The 14019-nt window shown below is 71.7% G+C and carries 12 protein-coding genes; 5 read left to right on the plus strand and 7 right to left on the minus strand.

Going from position 1 to position 14019, the window contains the following annotated elements; all coding sequences use genetic code 11:
- Nucleotide 1: 1 nt before the first annotated feature.
- From EAT51_RS17880 to EAT51_RS17890, 3 genes are read right to left on the minus strand one after another with little or no spacing between them, the layout of a single operon-like run.
- Nucleotides 2-622 carry an OmpA family protein gene (locus EAT51_RS17880; protein ID WP_130516796.1) on the minus strand — a complete coding sequence of 207 codons (621 nt, stop codon included), beginning with the start codon at nucleotides 620-622 and terminating at the stop codon, nucleotides 2-4.
- Nucleotides 619-2976, minus strand: a complete 2358-nt coding sequence (locus EAT51_RS17885) for a DUF802 domain-containing protein (RefSeq protein WP_130561863.1) — start codon at nucleotides 2974-2976, stop codon at nucleotides 619-621. Before EAT51_RS17885 ends, EAT51_RS17880 begins: the two co-directional genes overlap by 4 nt.
- Nucleotides 2958-3719, minus strand: a complete 762-nt coding sequence (locus EAT51_RS17890; RefSeq protein WP_130516800.1) for a DUF3348 family protein — start codon at nucleotides 3717-3719, stop codon at nucleotides 2958-2960. Before EAT51_RS17890 ends, EAT51_RS17885 begins: the two co-directional genes overlap by 19 nt.
- A gap of 306 nt (nucleotides 3720-4025) precedes the next feature.
- Here EAT51_RS17890 and EAT51_RS17895 point away from each other — a divergent pair, with 306 nt between their 5' ends.
- Nucleotides 4026-4754: a class I SAM-dependent methyltransferase gene (locus tag EAT51_RS17895; protein WP_130516802.1), complete on the plus strand. Its 729-nt coding sequence runs from the start codon at nucleotides 4026-4028 to the stop codon at nucleotides 4752-4754.
- A gap of 279 nt (nucleotides 4755-5033) precedes the next feature.
- On the opposite strand, the gene EAT51_RS17900 is transcribed toward EAT51_RS17895, so the two are convergent.
- The 4 genes from EAT51_RS17900 to EAT51_RS17915 all read right to left on the minus strand — a co-directional run bounded on the left by EAT51_RS17900 (nucleotide 5034) and on the right by EAT51_RS17915 (nucleotide 9242).
- Nucleotides 5034-5615 carry a GNAT family N-acetyltransferase gene (locus EAT51_RS17900; RefSeq protein ID WP_130516804.1) on the minus strand — a complete coding sequence of 194 codons (582 nt, stop codon included), beginning with the start codon at nucleotides 5613-5615 and terminating at the stop codon, nucleotides 5034-5036.
- 19 nt (nucleotides 5616-5634) lie between these two features.
- Nucleotides 5635-6408 (minus strand): glutaminyl-peptide cyclotransferase, encoded by a 774-nt coding sequence (locus tag EAT51_RS17905; RefSeq protein WP_130516806.1) that lies wholly within the window; start codon nucleotides 6406-6408, stop codon nucleotides 5635-5637.
- Between the two features lie 98 nt (nucleotides 6409-6506).
- Entirely contained in the window at nucleotides 6507-7721 is a 1215-nt protein-coding gene (locus EAT51_RS17910; protein ID WP_130553995.1) for a serine hydrolase domain-containing protein, read from the minus strand.
- A gap of 144 nt (nucleotides 7722-7865) precedes the next feature.
- Nucleotides 7866-9242, minus strand: coding sequence for a helix-turn-helix domain-containing protein (locus EAT51_RS17915; RefSeq protein WP_205953502.1), 1377 nt, complete (start codon nucleotides 9240-9242; stop codon nucleotides 7866-7868).
- Between the two features lie 124 nt (nucleotides 9243-9366).
- On the opposite strand from EAT51_RS17915, the gene EAT51_RS17920 reads away from it, so the two are divergent.
- Genes EAT51_RS17920 through EAT51_RS17935 form a run of 4 tightly spaced genes read left to right on the plus strand, consistent with a single transcriptional unit; the run spans nucleotide 9367 to nucleotide 14015 of the window.
- Nucleotides 9367-10872, plus strand: a complete 1506-nt coding sequence (locus EAT51_RS17920) for a CoA-acylating methylmalonate-semialdehyde dehydrogenase (RefSeq protein WP_130516810.1) — start codon at nucleotides 9367-9369, stop codon at nucleotides 10870-10872.
- Between the two features lie 22 nt (nucleotides 10873-10894).
- Nucleotides 10895-12076, plus strand: a complete 1182-nt coding sequence (locus EAT51_RS17925; protein ID WP_130516811.1) for an acyl-CoA dehydrogenase family protein — start codon at nucleotides 10895-10897, stop codon at nucleotides 12074-12076.
- Nucleotides 12073-12867 carry an enoyl-CoA hydratase gene (locus EAT51_RS17930; protein WP_130516813.1) on the plus strand — a complete coding sequence of 265 codons (795 nt, stop codon included), beginning with the start codon at nucleotides 12073-12075 and terminating at the stop codon, nucleotides 12865-12867. Before EAT51_RS17925 ends, EAT51_RS17930 begins: the two co-directional genes overlap by 4 nt.
- Nucleotides 12864-14015 (plus strand): enoyl-CoA hydratase/isomerase family protein, encoded by a 1152-nt coding sequence (locus tag EAT51_RS17935; RefSeq protein WP_130516815.1) that lies wholly within the window; start codon nucleotides 12864-12866, stop codon nucleotides 14013-14015. Before EAT51_RS17930 ends, EAT51_RS17935 begins: the two co-directional genes overlap by 4 nt.
- Nucleotides 14016-14019: the final 4 nt, after the last annotated feature.

A 14019-nucleotide genomic window follows, 5' to 3' on the forward strand; every position in this document is an offset into this window, starting at 1 on the left:
GTCAGGGCGTCGCGGCGGTCTTGGACGGGCGCGGCATCGGCGCGATCTCCACGCGGCGGTTGCGCGCGCGGCCCTCGGCGTCGTCGTTGGAGGCCACCGGCTGTTCGGACCCGAACGCGGCGGCGAACACGGAGGGCGCCGGCACGCCCTCGGCGATCAGCGTGCGCGTCACCGTCAGCGCGCGCTGGGCGGACAGCTCCCAGTTGTCGGCGTAGTGCAGGTTGTCGTCGTGGATCGGGCGGTCGTCGGTGAAGCCGCTGACCATCAGCACCTCGTCGCGCGCGTGCAGGTACTGACGCAGCGGCGCGGCCAGGCTGTGCAGCACCTCGCGCCCCTCCGGCTGCAGCTGGTCGGAGTTGAGCGCGAACAGCACGTTGCCGCGGATGCCGATGCGGCCATCGACGAGGGTCACGCGGCCGGCGGCCAGCGGACCGGCCAGCGCCTGCTCCAGCGCCTGGCGCCGGTGCGCCTCCTCGTCCAGCTTGCTCGACAGCTGCAGCTGCACGGCGATCACGCCGACCAGGATCAGCACGAAGGCGCCCAGCAGCACCGACATCAGATCGCCGAACGCCGCCCACACCGGCGTGCCGGCGCCTTCGTCCAGCTCGATCTCCCCACTCATGCCGCCGCGCTCTTGGCATCGCCCAGCTGGCGCAGGTCCTCGATGATCTGGCGCTGCGAGAGCAGGCTCAGGTCGATCACTTCGCGCGCCTGGGCCACGTAGTAGGCCAGCTGCTCATCGCTGCGCGCCAGCGACTTGTCCAGCGCCTGCTCGATGCCCTGCAGGCGCTCGGTCAGTTCCGCGTTGGCCTGGCCGAACTGGGCCACCGCCGCGCCGAAGGCATCGCCCAGGCTGGCCACTTCGGTGGCGCTGGCGCCGACCTGCGCGGCGGCCTGTTCCAGCTTGCCGGTCTGCGCCTCGACATGGTCGGTGAAGCGCGTGCCGACGCGTTCCAGCAGCTGCGCCGAGGTGGAGACCAGGGCGTCGATCGCGCCGCGCTGCTCGGTGGAGGCGTGGTTGACAGCGTCCAGCAGTGTGTCCAGCGTGGACATCAGCTGGTTGCGTTCGGCCAGCAGCTCGGTGTCGCGCACCATGGAGTCGGAGAGCTTCTGGCGCAGTTCGGCGATGACCTCGGCCGCTGCGCGCGGCGCCTCGGCGGCGGCATCGACCAGGCGCGTGATCTGGGCGATGGTCTCCTGCGCATGCGTCTGCGCCTGGCCGGTGATCGCCTCGGCGGTCCGCGCCAGGGTGTCGCAGATGGCCTGCTGGCGCTGCGCGGTCTCGGCGCCGGCCTGTCGCCATTCCTCGTGCAGGGCCTGATGGGTCGAGGCGAGCGCCTCGGACCAGGCGGCCAGGCGCTGCCCGTCCTGCGCGGCCAGCGCGTCCTGCAGCGCGCTGTGCGAGCGGGTCAGCGTCTGCGCCACGGTGGCGGTGTGCTGGTCGAAGGCCGCGGCCGCCTCGCGCAGCTGATGCGCGTGCTGTTCGGCCTGCTGGGCCAGCGCCTCGCGCAGCTGCTGCTGGGTGTCCTCGGCGCTGCGCGCCACGGCGCCGGCGTGCGTGTCGAAGGCGCTGGCCGCCTGCGCGCTATGCCGCGCGAACGCGGCGCTGGCCGCCTCCATCTGCGCGCCGCCGCGTTCGGCCTGGGCGGTCAGGGTGTCGTGCAGCTGCGCCTGCGCCTGCCGGGCGTGGTCCAGCAGCGCGGCGGCGTGGGTCTGGAACGCGGCCCCGGCCTGCTCCAGCGCCTGCGCGTGCTGCGCGGCCTGGGCCGCGTGCAGCTCGCGCTGCTGGGCCAGGGCCTGGGTCCACTGCGTGTCGAGCTGCTGCGCGGTGCCGTCCAGGCGCGCGCCGATGGCCTCGACCGTGCGCGTGGCGTGCGTGGACAGCGCCTGGCCGGCGCCGTCCAGCGCCTGCTGCAGGGCATCGACCTGCGCGGCGTGGGCCTGGCGCTGCGCATCGAGCGCGGCAGTCCAGCTGTCGCGGGCCGCGCTGGTGGCGCCGGCGAAGCCCTTGTCCAGCGCGTCGAGCTGCTGCTGCACCGCCTCGCGCACGCTGGCCTGCAGCGTCTGCGCGTCGCGCGCCAGGCCGGTGAGGGTGCGTTCGACCACCGGCTGCAGCGCGGCGTTCACGGCCTGCGCGCTGTCGGCGACGCTGGCGGCCAGCGCGCGGGCCAGCACCTCGCTCAGCTGCACGTGCGCGGCCTCGGTCCGGGCATGCAGGACCTCGTGGCGTTCGACCAGCTGCGCGTGGGTGGTGCTGCTGTGGGTCTGGATGGTCTGCATCAGCGCGCCGAGCTGCTCGATCAGCTGCGGCATCAGCGCGGTCTGCGCCTGCTGCAGGCGGAAGGCCTCCTCCTGCCGATGCGCGCGCGAGTGCGGATGCAGCGTGGTGGCGATGGCCGCATCCAGCCGCTGCACGGCCTCCAGGCGCTCGCGCCGGCACAGCGCCGAGAGCAGGCCCAGCATCGCCGAGGTCGCCACGCCGGCGATCGAGGTGCCGAAGGCGAAGCCCAGGCCCTTCACCGGCGCGGCCAGCGAGCCGCGCATGGCCTGCAGGTCGATCGCGCTCTCCAGCGCCAGGCCGGTGCCGCGCAGCGTGGCCATCATGCCCAGCAGCGTGCCGAGCATGCCCAGCAGCACCAGCAGGCCGGTCAGGTACGGCGTCAGCGTCGGCGCCGGCAGGGCCACGCGCGCGCCTTCGATGCGCAGGCGCACCGGTTGGCGCAGGCTGGGGGCGAGCCGTTCCAGCCAGGCCGCCACGCCCGAGGCCGCGGCGGGGTCCTCGGCCAGGGCCAGCTCCAGCGTGCGCGTGGCCTGGCGGTAGCGGTGGAGCTCGATCGCGCCGGCGATGTAACAGGCGGCGATCACCAGCGACACCGCCACGCCCAGCGCGTTGTTGCCGAGGTAGCCGGCGCCGACCCAGGCCACGGCGAGCAGGCCCAGGAGGAAGACGATCAGGTTCAGGACGGTTCTTGGCATGAAGGCATCAACGAAGGCGTGAGCGCCGCGAGCAGCGCATCGATCGGTTGGAAGCGCAGGTCCAGCTCGGCCAGCAGCGCACGCTGCATGTCCTGGGCGAAGGTCTGCAGCCAGGCAGGCATCTGCGCGGCGTCGGTTGGGGGGGCGCTGGCCGGGACGGCGTCGGCCTCGGCCGGGCGCAGACGCAGGAAGTGCTGTTCCAGCAGCGCCGGGGCCGCGGCCAGCGCGGTCTGCTCGCGCGGGCTCAGGGTCGATTCCATCACCGCGTCGACCTCGGCCAGCCGCGCCAGCGCCGCCGGGCCGTGGCCGAGCATGTCGCGCAGGCGGCCGCGCAGCAGGCCGGTGGTGGCCAGCATGGCGCGCTGGTGGGCCAGGTAGCGTTGGCGGAACACGGCGAAGTCCACGGCCAGGTCCAGGCTTGTGCCTTCGCCGGCAGCCTTGTCCAGGCGCCGCTGGATGGCCGCGGCCAGCTCGCGGTCCTCGCGGATCGCCGCGGCCAGGGCGGCGCGCTGGGCATGGCAGGCGTCGGCCTCGGCGGCGTCGAAGCGCGGGCCGTCGGCGGCCGGCGGCGGCCCGCCGTCCAGCGCCCGCGACAGGGCGACCGCGCGGTTCCAGTTCACCCACTGCGCCAGCCGCTCGGGCAGCGCCGGCGGCGGGGCCGGCACGGCGACCTGGCCCAGCCGCGCGAGCAGGCGCACGAAGGCCGGGCCGGGGACAGGCCCGTGTTGTCGGGGTTTGGCCATGGAGGGGCGCGGTGGGCGCACTGAAAAAGACGGCGATTTTACACGGCCGGCCCGGCGGGCCCGGACGGGCCCGCCCGGGAGGTGCCGGCGCACCGGGGAGGCGCGCCGACGAGGGCTCATGGCCGCCGCGGCCCGTCCACGCCCCGCCGGACGCGTCCGGTCGGGCGTCTGGGCCGCACCGGAACGGGTCGACGCCGGACCCGAGCCGTCCCGCGCATGGCTGCACTCCATCGCAATGACAGCTGTCACTGGAGGGCGTGCCGGCGCACGCGCACGATGGCGCCGCCCCTTTCGGAGAACACGCCCATGTCCGCATCGCTTCGCGCCGGTCGCTACGGCATCGACGCGCCCTATGCCCCGCTCGGCATGCTCGCAGGCGCCGTGGCCTGTGCGGCCGTCGCGGTGTTCGTGGCGCCGCAGTGGTGGGTGAGCGCCATCATCCTGGTGCTGATGGCCGGGCTGTACCTGCACACCACGCGGCGCGGGAAGTTCCTGGTCTGGCAGCGCCTGCTGGCCGCGCAGCCGTGGCGCGGCGACGAGCGGGTGCTGGACCTGGGCTGCGGCCGCGGCATGGTGCTGCTGGAGGTCGCGCGCCACCTGCCGCGCGGTCGCGCGGTCGGCGTGGACATCTGGAGCAGCAAGGACCAGTCGGGCAACGCCATGGCGGCCGCGCTGGCCAATGCCGAGGCCGAGGGCGTGGCCGCGCGCGTGGAGTTGCACACCGCCGACATGCGCCACCTGCCCTTCGCCGATGCCAGCTTCGATGCGGTGGTCTCCAATGTGGCCATCCACAACATCGCCACGCGCGAGGGCCGCGCGCAGGCCATCGACGAGGCCTGGCGCGTGCTGCGCCCCGGCGGCGTGCTGCTGCTGGCCGACATCAACAAGACCGACGAATACTTGGCCAGGCTCGCCACCCACGGCGTGACCGCCAAGCGCCGCAGCCTGGGCTGGCGCATGTGGTGGGGCGGCCCGTGGGTGCCGACCCGCGTGGTCGAGGTGCGCAAGCCCGCTGCGGTGCGCGTGCCTGGCTGAGTGCGATCGGCGTGGCATCGGCGCTTCCTGTGCCGCATGCGGCCGACAAGGCGGCCCTGGCCGCCTGCATGCGCGTGCCGCTCCTCCGCCTGAATGCGATGGTCCGCCATCGGACTGACGGGATACCGCAGCCGCGCCTGTAGAGCGGAGCTTGCTCCGCTGTGGCTTTCCTGCGAATTGAACGGAAGGCAGCGGAGCAAGCTCCGCTCTACAGGGAGGGCGCGGCGTGATCGGAAGAGACGTGGGCTCTCACCAAGGTGACGGACTTGGCCAGCTTGATCACGTTTTGTCGGTGCGCAGTGCGGTGGTATCCGCGAGGTGGCGATGCGGCTCCAGCCGGGTCACGAAGACCTGCTCGACGCACCATTCGCCCTTGTATTCGTCTTCGCGCCGGTGCGAGGGCGTCATGCCCGCCCGCTGCAGCAGCGCCAGGCACGGCAGGTTGCGCAGGTCGCTGGCGGCATGGATCTCCACCAGCGAGGGCAGGCAGGCCAGCCTTTCCAGCAGCCCGCGGACGCAGGCCGTGCCATGGCCCTGTCCCTGCGCGTCCGGCGTGATGCTCAGCCCGAACTCGGCCTGCGTGGCATCGGCCGACAGCCACACCCCGACATCGCCGATCAGCGCGTCGTCCTGCGCGCGCGCCAGCGCAAGCTGCCGCCAGCCATCGGGCACCAAGGCATCGTGTCCGGCCTGCTCGCGCAGGAAGGCCTCGCAGGCCGGGCGGTCCATCGGCGGCCAGCCCTGGAAGCGGGCCACCGCCGGATCGCGGCGATAGGCGTGGAAGGCGTCCAGATCGTCCAGGCGCAGCGCGCGCAGGCGCAGCCCGGCGAAGCTGTAGGGAAACAGGTCGAAAGTGTGCATGGTCTGTGGGCGCGGGCGCTCAGCGCGGCCCGGTCAGCTTGATCTCGAACAGCTTGGGCCAGCGCTTGCCGGTGACGAAGATGCGGTCGCCCTGCGCGTCGTAGGCGATGCCGTTGGGCACGTCGTCGTTCGGGTCGGGCAGCTTGCGGTAATCGAACAGGCCCTTGAGGTCGACCCAGCCCACCACCGCGCCGGTGGCCGGATCGATGCGCGCGATGCGATCGGTCATCCACACGTTGGCCCACAGCTGGCCCTTGATCCATTCCAGCTCGTTGACGCGCTGCAGCGGCTTGCCCTCCACGGTGACGGTGATGCTGCCGGTCTGCTGCAAGGTGTCCGGATCGAGCACGCGGATGACCGGCGTGCCGTCGCTCATGTACAGATGCGTCTCATCGCGGGTCAGCGCCCAGCCTTCGCCCGGATAGCGGAAGCTGCCGACGATGTCCAAGGTCGCCAGGTCGCGGATTGCGCCCACGCCGCTGCGCCAGGTCAGCTGCAGCAGCTTGCCGTCGTGCGCGACGATGCCCTCGCCGAAGTACTGCGGCGGCAGCGCCGCTTCCTGCAGCACCTTGCCGGTGGCCAGTTCCACCTTGCGCACCACCGACTCGCCCAGCTCGCCGGTGCTCTCGTACAGCACGCCATCCAGATAGAACAGCCCCTCGGTGAAGGCCTGCGTGTCGTGCGGATACGTCTTGACCGCCTTGACGCCATACACCGGCACCCGCGCGCAGGCGGGCAGGGCGAACAGCGCCAGCAGCAGCGCGAAAGCCGGGCGCAGGGGGGAGACGGACATGCACTGCATCGGATCGACGGTCGAGGAGCGAGGCGGCAGCTTAGCCCAGCGCAGGCGGTTGCCGGGCGCTTTCAACGCGCCCGCGGCGTGGGCGACTGCTATCGCGACGCCCCGGATTCGCTCAGCGCCTTGGCGCGGGCGAAGAGCAGCTTGAGGATGGCCTCGTACGCCTTGTCGGTCTCCGGTCCAGCCGTGTTGGCGAAGAGCACGATCCCCGTGCGCAGGTCAGGCGTGGCCAGCATCTCGGTCTTCAGACCGGGGTCGCTTCCGCCATGACCCACGTATCGGGTGCTGTACTTGGTCTGCCAGAACAGCCCGGAGTTCTTCTCGGCGATGTTGACGTTGGAAGGCTTGTTCTGGGGCGTGAACTGCAGGCGCAGCATATCGTCGACCGACTGCTTCTTTAGGATGCGCACGCCGTTGGCCTGGCCGCCGCCCAGCAGGGCGATGAAGAACTTGGACAGGTCGTCGACCGAGGTGCGCAGTCCGCCGTCGGGCCAGGTGGTGATGCTGTAGGGCTGCAGCGCGACGGCGATGCCGTCCTGCGACAGGTACAGCGTGGCGCCCTCGCGCAGATCGCGCGGCTGGAGACGCCAGTGGGTGCTGTCCATGCCGAGCGGGCGGAAGATGCGGTCCTCGGTGTAGCGATCCAGCGGCTGGCCGGTGGTGCGCTCGATGATGTAACCGGCCAGCCCGGCGCCGATGTTGGAGTAGTCGCGTTCGGTGCCGGGCGCGGGGGCGTTGTAGTTCTCCGGACTGTAGTCGGCGCCGCCCGGCACGAAGTAGCCGCGCAGGAAGTCGCCCAGCGGCTGCGGCGCATTGCGGCCGAAGTGGTAGCTCGCGGCATACACGTCCCAGCGATCGGTGATGCTGGAGGTGTGCGTGGCGATCTGGCGCAGCGTGATCGGGATGTCGGGATGACGCGGGTTGCGCACCTGGAACGGCAGGTAGCCATCGATGTCCGCGTCGACGCTGAGCTTGCCTTCCTCCTGCGCGCGCATCATCGCCGCGCCCACGACGGTCTTGCTGATGGACGCGACGTTCATGACGGTCGCGGTGGTGAACGGACGCCCGCTCTCGCGGTCGGCCAGCCCGTAGGCGCCGCGCCAGGCCACCTTGCCGTCCACGATGACCGCGGCCCCCACGCCGACCAGCCCGCCCTCGCGCATCTGCTGCCTGATCGCCGCATCGATCGAGGTCGCCTGGGCGGCAGGTTCGGCGCTGCGCTCGGCGGCGCGCGCGTCGGCCAGACATAGCGGGCCGCCAGCAAGCGACACGGTCAGCAGCGCGAGCAGCGTCTTGCGGAAGTACATGCGAAACCCCCTGTTGGAGCCGCGAGCGTCTCAGCCACGGCATCGCCGCCGCGTCTGCCGGAAGTCACTTCCTCGGGCCTACTGGCCGATCCGTCAGCAGATGCGCTGCCCGTGCCCCGCGGCGCACGCTCGGGCGGCCACTCTTCAGCGCGCCACCGCACCCAGCTGCGGCAGCGCGGGGAAGGCGCGCTGCAGGCAGTCGCTCCATTCGCAGGTGCGGCAGCCCGGGCCGATGGGCACGGCCGATTCGGGGCGGATGTCGATGCCGCGGGCGTAGACCAGGCGCTCGGCGTGGCGCAGGTCGCAGCCCACCGTGACGGCGAAGGTCTTGCGCGGCTGGCCGTAGCCGACCGGGCCGGTGCTGACCTGTCGGGCCAGCCAGAAGTGGCGTCGGCCGTCGGGCAGGCGGGTGACCTGGGTCAGCACGCGTCCGGGCTGGTTGAAGGCCTCGTACACGATCCACAGCGGGCAGGAGCCGCCGACCTGGGAGAAGTGGAAGTCGGTGGACGAATGGCGCTTGGACACGTTGCCGGCGCGGTCCACGCGCATGAAGAAGATCGGCAGGCCCGGCGCGCCCTCGCGCTGCAGCGTGGACAGGCGATGGCACACCGCCTCGAAGCCCACGCCGAAGCGGTGCGCCAGCCATTCGATGTCGTAGCGGCTCTGCTCGGCGCTGCGCAGGAACTCGCCGTAGGGCATCACCAGCGCGCCGGCGAAGTAGTTGGACAGGCCGATGCGCGCCAGCGCCACGCGCTCGGCGTCATCGAAACCGGCGCGCGCGGTCAGCGCGGCGATCAGGCCCGGATGTTCCAGGAGCACCAGTTCGGCGGCCATCTGGAAGGCCTGCTGGCCCGGACGCAGGTAGTCGGGCAGGTGCAGCACGCGCGCGGCCGTGTCCAGGCGGCGCTTGATCTGGCCGCCGCCGTGGACCTCGACCAGCACCCCGTGGCGGTCGGCCAGGCGCTGGCGCAGGCGCGGCGCGGTGTGGCCGGGCACCAGGCCCAGTTCGTCGAACAGGCCCTCGGCCAGCGTGTCCAGCTCGGGGATGTGGTTGCGCAGGCGGTTGAAGTAGTCGCGCACCTGGTCGCCGGGCGGCAGCAGGGCCGGCGCGCCGGAGGTCGCATCGCCGATCTGCAGTTCCAGCGCCGCGGCGCGCTCGCGCAGGGCGCGATGCTCGCGGTGCAGGTCCAGCAGCGCATGGGCGACCTGGGGCAGGTTGCCGGCCAGGGCGCGCAGCTCGGCCGTGGTCACGCCGGGCCGGTCCAGCGCGACCAGGGTCTCGTGCAGCGGGTCGATCAGCGCGGCCGGGTCGTCGGCGTCGAACAGGCCGGCGGTGTCCTGCAGGACCTGGCGCAGGCGCTGCTGCACGGCCGGGGTCAGCGGGCGCTTGTTGCGCTCGATCTGGTTCAGATAGCTGGGCGACAGGCCCAGCGCCTGGGCCAGCTGGGCCTGGGACAGGCCGTGGCGCTGGCGCAGGCGCTGCAGGCGCAGGCCGAGTTCGAGGCGGCGGTGGGGGCTCATCTTCGCAATCTTCGCAGAAATCCGCCCGGTCATTGGCCGGATTAAGCAGAATTTGGGCTGAAATCGGCCCCGATCTTGCGAAAGATGCGAATCCTGTCATTCGCCATCGCCCCAAGGGCCGCCCATGAACGCTGAACTGCCGCGCGTGTCTCTGCTGATCGACGGTGCCTTCGTCGAATCGCGCACCTCCACCTGGAAGGACATCGTCAACCCGGCCACGCAGGAAGTGCTGGGGCAGGTGCCCTTCGCCACCGTGGACGAGGTGGACCGCGCCGTGGCCGCCGCCAGGGAGGCCTTCAAGACCTGGCGCAAGACGCCCATCGGCACCCGCGCGCGCATCTTCCTCAAGTACCAGCAGCTGATCCGCGAGCACATGGGCGAGCTGGCGGCGATCCTCACCGCCGAGCAGGGCAAGACCCTGCCCGATGCCGAGGGCGACGTGTTCCGCGGGCTGGAGGTGGTCGAACACGCCGCGGCGATCGGCAACCTGCAGCTGGGCGAGCTGGCCAACAACGTGGCCAACGGCGTGGACACCTACACGCTCATGCAGCCGCTGGGCGTGTGCGCCGGCATCACCCCGTTCAACTTCCCGGCGATGATCCCGCTGTGGATGTTCCCGATGGCCATCGCCACCGGCAACACCTTCATCCTCAAGCCCTCCGAACAGGACCCGATGGTGACCATGCGCCTGGTCGAACTGGCGCTGGAGGCCGGCATCCCCAAGGGCGTGCTCAACGTCGTCCACGGCGGCGAGGAGGTGGTCAACGCCATCTGCGATCACCCCGACATCAAGGCGGTGTCCTTCGTCGGCTCGACCAAGGTCGGCACGCATGTCTACAACCGCGCCTCGCTGGCCGGCAAGCGCGTGCAGTGCATGATGGGCGCCAAGAACCACGCCGTCGTCCTGCCCGATGCCAACAAGGAGCAGACGCTCAATGCGATGGCCGGCGCGGCGTTCGGCGCGGCCGGCCAGCGCTGCATGGCCGCCTCGACGATGGTGGTGGTGGGCGCGGCGCGCGACTGGATCCCCGATCTGGTCGCAAAGGCCAAGACGTTGAAAGTGGGCCCGGGCAACGCCAGCGGCGTGGACGTCGGCCCGCTGATCTCCACTGCCGCGTGCTCGCGCGTGGAATCGCTGATCGAATCGGGCATCGCCCAGGGCGCGAAGCTCGAACTGGACGGCCGCAAGCCGCAGGTCGAGGGCCACGCGCAGGGCAACTTCGTCGGCCCGACCATTTTCTCGGGCGTCAAGCCGGGCATGCGCATCTACGACGAGGAGATCTTCGGGCCGGTACTGGTGATCGTGGAGGTCGACACGCTCGATGAGGCCATCGCCTTCGTCAACGCCAACCCCAACGGCAACGGCACCGCGGTGTTCACCCAGTCCGGCGCGGCCGCGCGCCGCTTCCAGGAAGACATCGACGTGGGCCAGGTCGGCATCAACGTGCCGATCCCGGTGCCGGTGCCGCTGTTCTCCTTCACCGGCTCGCGCGCTTCCAAGCTGGGCGACCTCGGTCCGTACGGCAAGCAGGTGGTGCTGTTCTACACCCAGACCAAGACGGTGACCGCGCGCTGGTTCGACGACGACACGCTCAGCCACGGCGTCAACACCACGATCAGTCTCAAGTGAGCCTTCGCACAAGGGCGATGCCATGAATGCAGTGATGAAACTCCCGCACGACGCGGCCGAACTCACCGAGGAGCAGCAGGCCTTCCGCGAGGCCGCGCGCGACTTCGCCGACAAGGAATTCGCCCCGCACGCCGCGCACTGGGATGCCGAATGCATCTTCCCGCGCGAGGCCATCGCCAAGGCCGGCGAGCTGGGCTTCTGCGGGCTGTACTCGCCCGAGGCCGTCGGCGGGCTGGGGCTGTCGCGGCTGGATGCGGCGGTGGTGTTCGAGGAGCTGGCCAGCGTCGATCCCTCGACCTCCGCCTTCATCACCATCCACAACATGGCCACCTGGCTGATCGCCAGCAATGCCACGCCGGCCGTGCGCGATGCCTGGTGCCCGGGGCTGGTCGCCGGCGAGAAGCTGGCCTCCTACTGCCTGACCGAACCGGGCGCGGGCTCGGATGCGGCCTCGCTCAAGACCCGCGCCGTGCGCGAGGGCGACCACTACGTGCTCGACGGCGCCAAGGCCTTCATCTCCGGCGCCGGCGCCACCGACGTGCTGGTGGTGATGGCACGCACCGGCGAGCCCGGCGCGCGCGGCATCAGCGCCTTCGTCGTGCCGGCCGATGCGGAGGGCATCAGCTACGGCCGCAAGGAAGAGAAGATGGGCTGGAACAGCCAGCCCACGCGCGGCATCACCTTCCAGGGCGTGCGCGTGCCGGCCGCCAACCTGCTGGGCCAGGAGGGCGACGGCTTCCGCCTGGCGATGAAGGCGCTGGACGGTGGGCGCATCAACATCGCCGCGTGCTCGCTGGGCGCGGCCCAGGGCGCGCTGGATGCGGCGCGCCGCTATCTGGGCGAGCGCAGCCAGTTCGGCAAGAAGCTGGGCGAGTTCCAGGCGCTGCAGTTCAAGCTGGCCGACATGGCCACCGAGCTGGTCGCCGCGCGCCAGATGGTCCACACCGCCGCGCGCAAGCTCGACGCCGACGCGCCGGACAAGACCGTGTGGTGCGCGATGGCCAAGCGCTTCGCCACCGATGCGGGCTTCTCGGTCTGCAACGATGCGCTGCAGCTGCACGGCGGCTACGGCTACATCCGCGAGTACCCGGTCGAGCGCCTGCTGCGCGATTGCCGCGTACACCAGATCCTGGAGGGCACCAACGAGATCATGCGCGTGATCATCTCGCGCCATCTGCTGAGCAGCGACGAGGCGCTGCGATGAGCTGGCGCGACACCGAGCACACCGGGCTCAAGGTCGAGGCCGAGGGCCATGTCGCCCTCGTCACCCTGTCCAACCCGCCGGCCAATACCTGGACCGTGCACAGCCTGGCCACGCTGCGCGACCTGGTCGCCGCGCTCAATGCCGACCGCGACATCTACGCGCTGGTGATCACCGGCGAGGGCGAGAAGTTCTTCTCGGCCGGCGCGGACCTGAAGCAGTTCGCCTCCGGCGACAAGGCGGCCGCGCGGGAGGCGGCGCGCCGCTTCGGCGAGGCCTTCGAGGCGCTGGCCGCGTTCCGGGGCGTGTCCATCGCCGCGATCAACGGCTATGCCATGGGCGGCGGGCTGGAATGCGCGCTGGCCTGCGACCTGCGCATCGCCGAGGAGCACGCGCAGCTCGCCCTCCCCGAAGCGGCCGTCGGCCTGCTGCCGTGTGCGGGAGGCACACAGGCGCTGCCGCGGCTGGTCGGGGAGGGCTGGGCCAAGCGCATGATCCTGCTCGGCGAGCGCGTCGACGCGGCCACCGCGCTGCGCATCGGCCTGGTCGAAGAGGTGGTGCCGCGGGGAGAGGGCCGCGCACGTGCTCTGGACTGGGCGCGCAGCGCGGGCCGCCAGAGCCCGACCAGCGTGGCCGCGTGCAAGGCGCTGGTGCAGGCCACGCGCAGCGGCAGCTTCGCCGCGGCGCTGGTGGCCGAACGCGAGGCCTTCGTCGACCTGTTCGATACCGCCGACCAGGCCGAGGGCGTCAACGCGTTCCTTGAAAAGCGCGCGCCGCAATGGACCAACGCATGAATCCGCACGACTCGGTGGTCGAGGCGCCGGTGCTGTTCGAGACCCGCGAGGGTGCAGGCGGCAAGCGCATCGGCATCGCCACGCTCAACGCGCCCAAGACGCTCAACGGCCTGTCGCTGGAGATGACGCGCCTGCTGGACGCGCAGCTGCGCGCCTGGGCCGAGGACGCCGCCATCGCCTGCGTGGTGCTGCAGGGCGCGGGCGAGAAGGCCTTCTGCGCCGGCGGCGACCTGCACGGCCTGTACCGCAGCATGCGCGAGTACCGCGATGGCGGCGGCGAGGACATCACCTCCAACGCGTACGCGGCGGCGTTCTTCGAAGAGGAATACCGCCTGGACTATTTCATCCACACCTATCCCAAGCCGCTGCTGTGCTGGGGCCATGGCATCGTGATGGGCGGCGGCATCGGCCTGATGTCGGGCGCCAGCCACCGCGTGGTCACCGAGCGCTCGCGGCTGGCCATGCCGGAGATCGGCATCGGCCTGTTCCCCGATGTCGGCGGCAGCTGGCTGCTGGCGCGCGTGCCGCGCGGCGCGGGCCTGTTCCTGGCGCTGACCGGCGCGCCGCTCAACGCCGGCGATGCGATCTACGCAGGCCTGGCCGATGTGTGCATCGACAGCGGGCGGCACGCCGCGCTGCTTGACGCGTTGGTCGCGCAGCCCTGGGAGGAGGCGCCTGCGGCCAACCGCGCCGCGCTGTCCAAGCTGCTGGCCGGCATGTCCACGCCGGCACCGCCCGGGCCGCTGCAGTCGCATGCCGAGCAGGTCGAGGCGCTGGTCGGCGCCGGTTCGCTGGAGCGGGTGGTAGCCGCCATCGGCGCCGCCTCCAGCGACGACGACCCGTGGCTGCAGACCGCGCAGGCCACGCTGGCCGCCGGTGCGCCGGGTTCGGCGCGCCTGGCCTGGGAACTGCAGCGCCGCGCCGCCGACCTGAGCCTGGCCGACACCTTCCGCCTGGAATGCATCGCCGCCCTGCACGTGGCTGCGCATGGCGACTTCGCCGAAGGCATCCGCGCGCTGCTGATCGACAAGGACCGCAAGCCGCGCTGGAACCCCGCCACCCTGGCCCAGGCCGACGCGCAATGGGCGCAGGGCTTCCTCATCTCGCCCTGGCCCGCCGAAGCGCATCCGCTGGCCGACCTCGCATGAATAC

The sequence above is a fragment of the Pseudoxanthomonas winnipegensis genome (assembly GCF_004283755.1).
Classification (GTDB): domain Bacteria; phylum Pseudomonadota; class Gammaproteobacteria; order Xanthomonadales; family Xanthomonadaceae; genus Pseudoxanthomonas_A; species Pseudoxanthomonas_A winnipegensis.

Bases quoted from the DNA above. Each gene is read 5' to 3' on its own strand.
- EAT51_RS17880 (WP_130516796.1), bottom strand. From the start codon at position 622: ATGAGTGGGGAGATCGAGCTGGACGAAGGCGCCGGCACGCCGGTGTGG.
- EAT51_RS17885 (WP_130561863.1), bottom strand. From the start codon at position 2,976: ATGCCAAGAACCGTCCTGAACCTGATCGTCTTCCTCCTGGGCCTGCTC.
- EAT51_RS17890 (WP_130516800.1), bottom strand. From the start codon at position 3,719: ATGGCCAAACCCCGACAACACGGGCCTGTCCCCGGCCCGGCCTTCGTG.
- EAT51_RS17895 (WP_130516802.1), top strand. From the start codon at position 4,026: ATGTCCGCATCGCTTCGCGCCGGTCGCTACGGCATCGACGCGCCCTAT.
- EAT51_RS17900 (WP_130516804.1), bottom strand. From the start codon at position 5,615: ATGCACACTTTCGACCTGTTTCCCTACAGCTTCGCCGGGCTGCGCCTG.
- EAT51_RS17905 (WP_130516806.1), bottom strand. From the start codon at position 6,408: ATGTCCGTCTCCCCCCTGCGCCCGGCTTTCGCGCTGCTGCTGGCGCTG.
- EAT51_RS17910 (WP_130553995.1), bottom strand. From the start codon at position 7,721: ATGTACTTCCGCAAGACGCTGCTCGCGCTGCTGACCGTGTCGCTTGCT.
- EAT51_RS17915 (WP_205953502.1), bottom strand. From the start codon at position 9,242: ATGAGCCCCCACCGCCGCCTCGAACTCGGCCTGCGCCTGCAGCGCCTG.
- EAT51_RS17920 (WP_130516810.1), top strand. From the start codon at position 9,367: ATGAACGCTGAACTGCCGCGCGTGTCTCTGCTGATCGACGGTGCCTTC.
- EAT51_RS17925 (WP_130516811.1), top strand. From the start codon at position 10,895: ATGAATGCAGTGATGAAACTCCCGCACGACGCGGCCGAACTCACCGAG.
- EAT51_RS17930 (WP_130516813.1), top strand. From the start codon at position 12,073: ATGAGCTGGCGCGACACCGAGCACACCGGGCTCAAGGTCGAGGCCGAG.
- EAT51_RS17935 (WP_130516815.1), top strand. From the start codon at position 12,864: ATGAATCCGCACGACTCGGTGGTCGAGGCGCCGGTGCTGTTCGAGACC.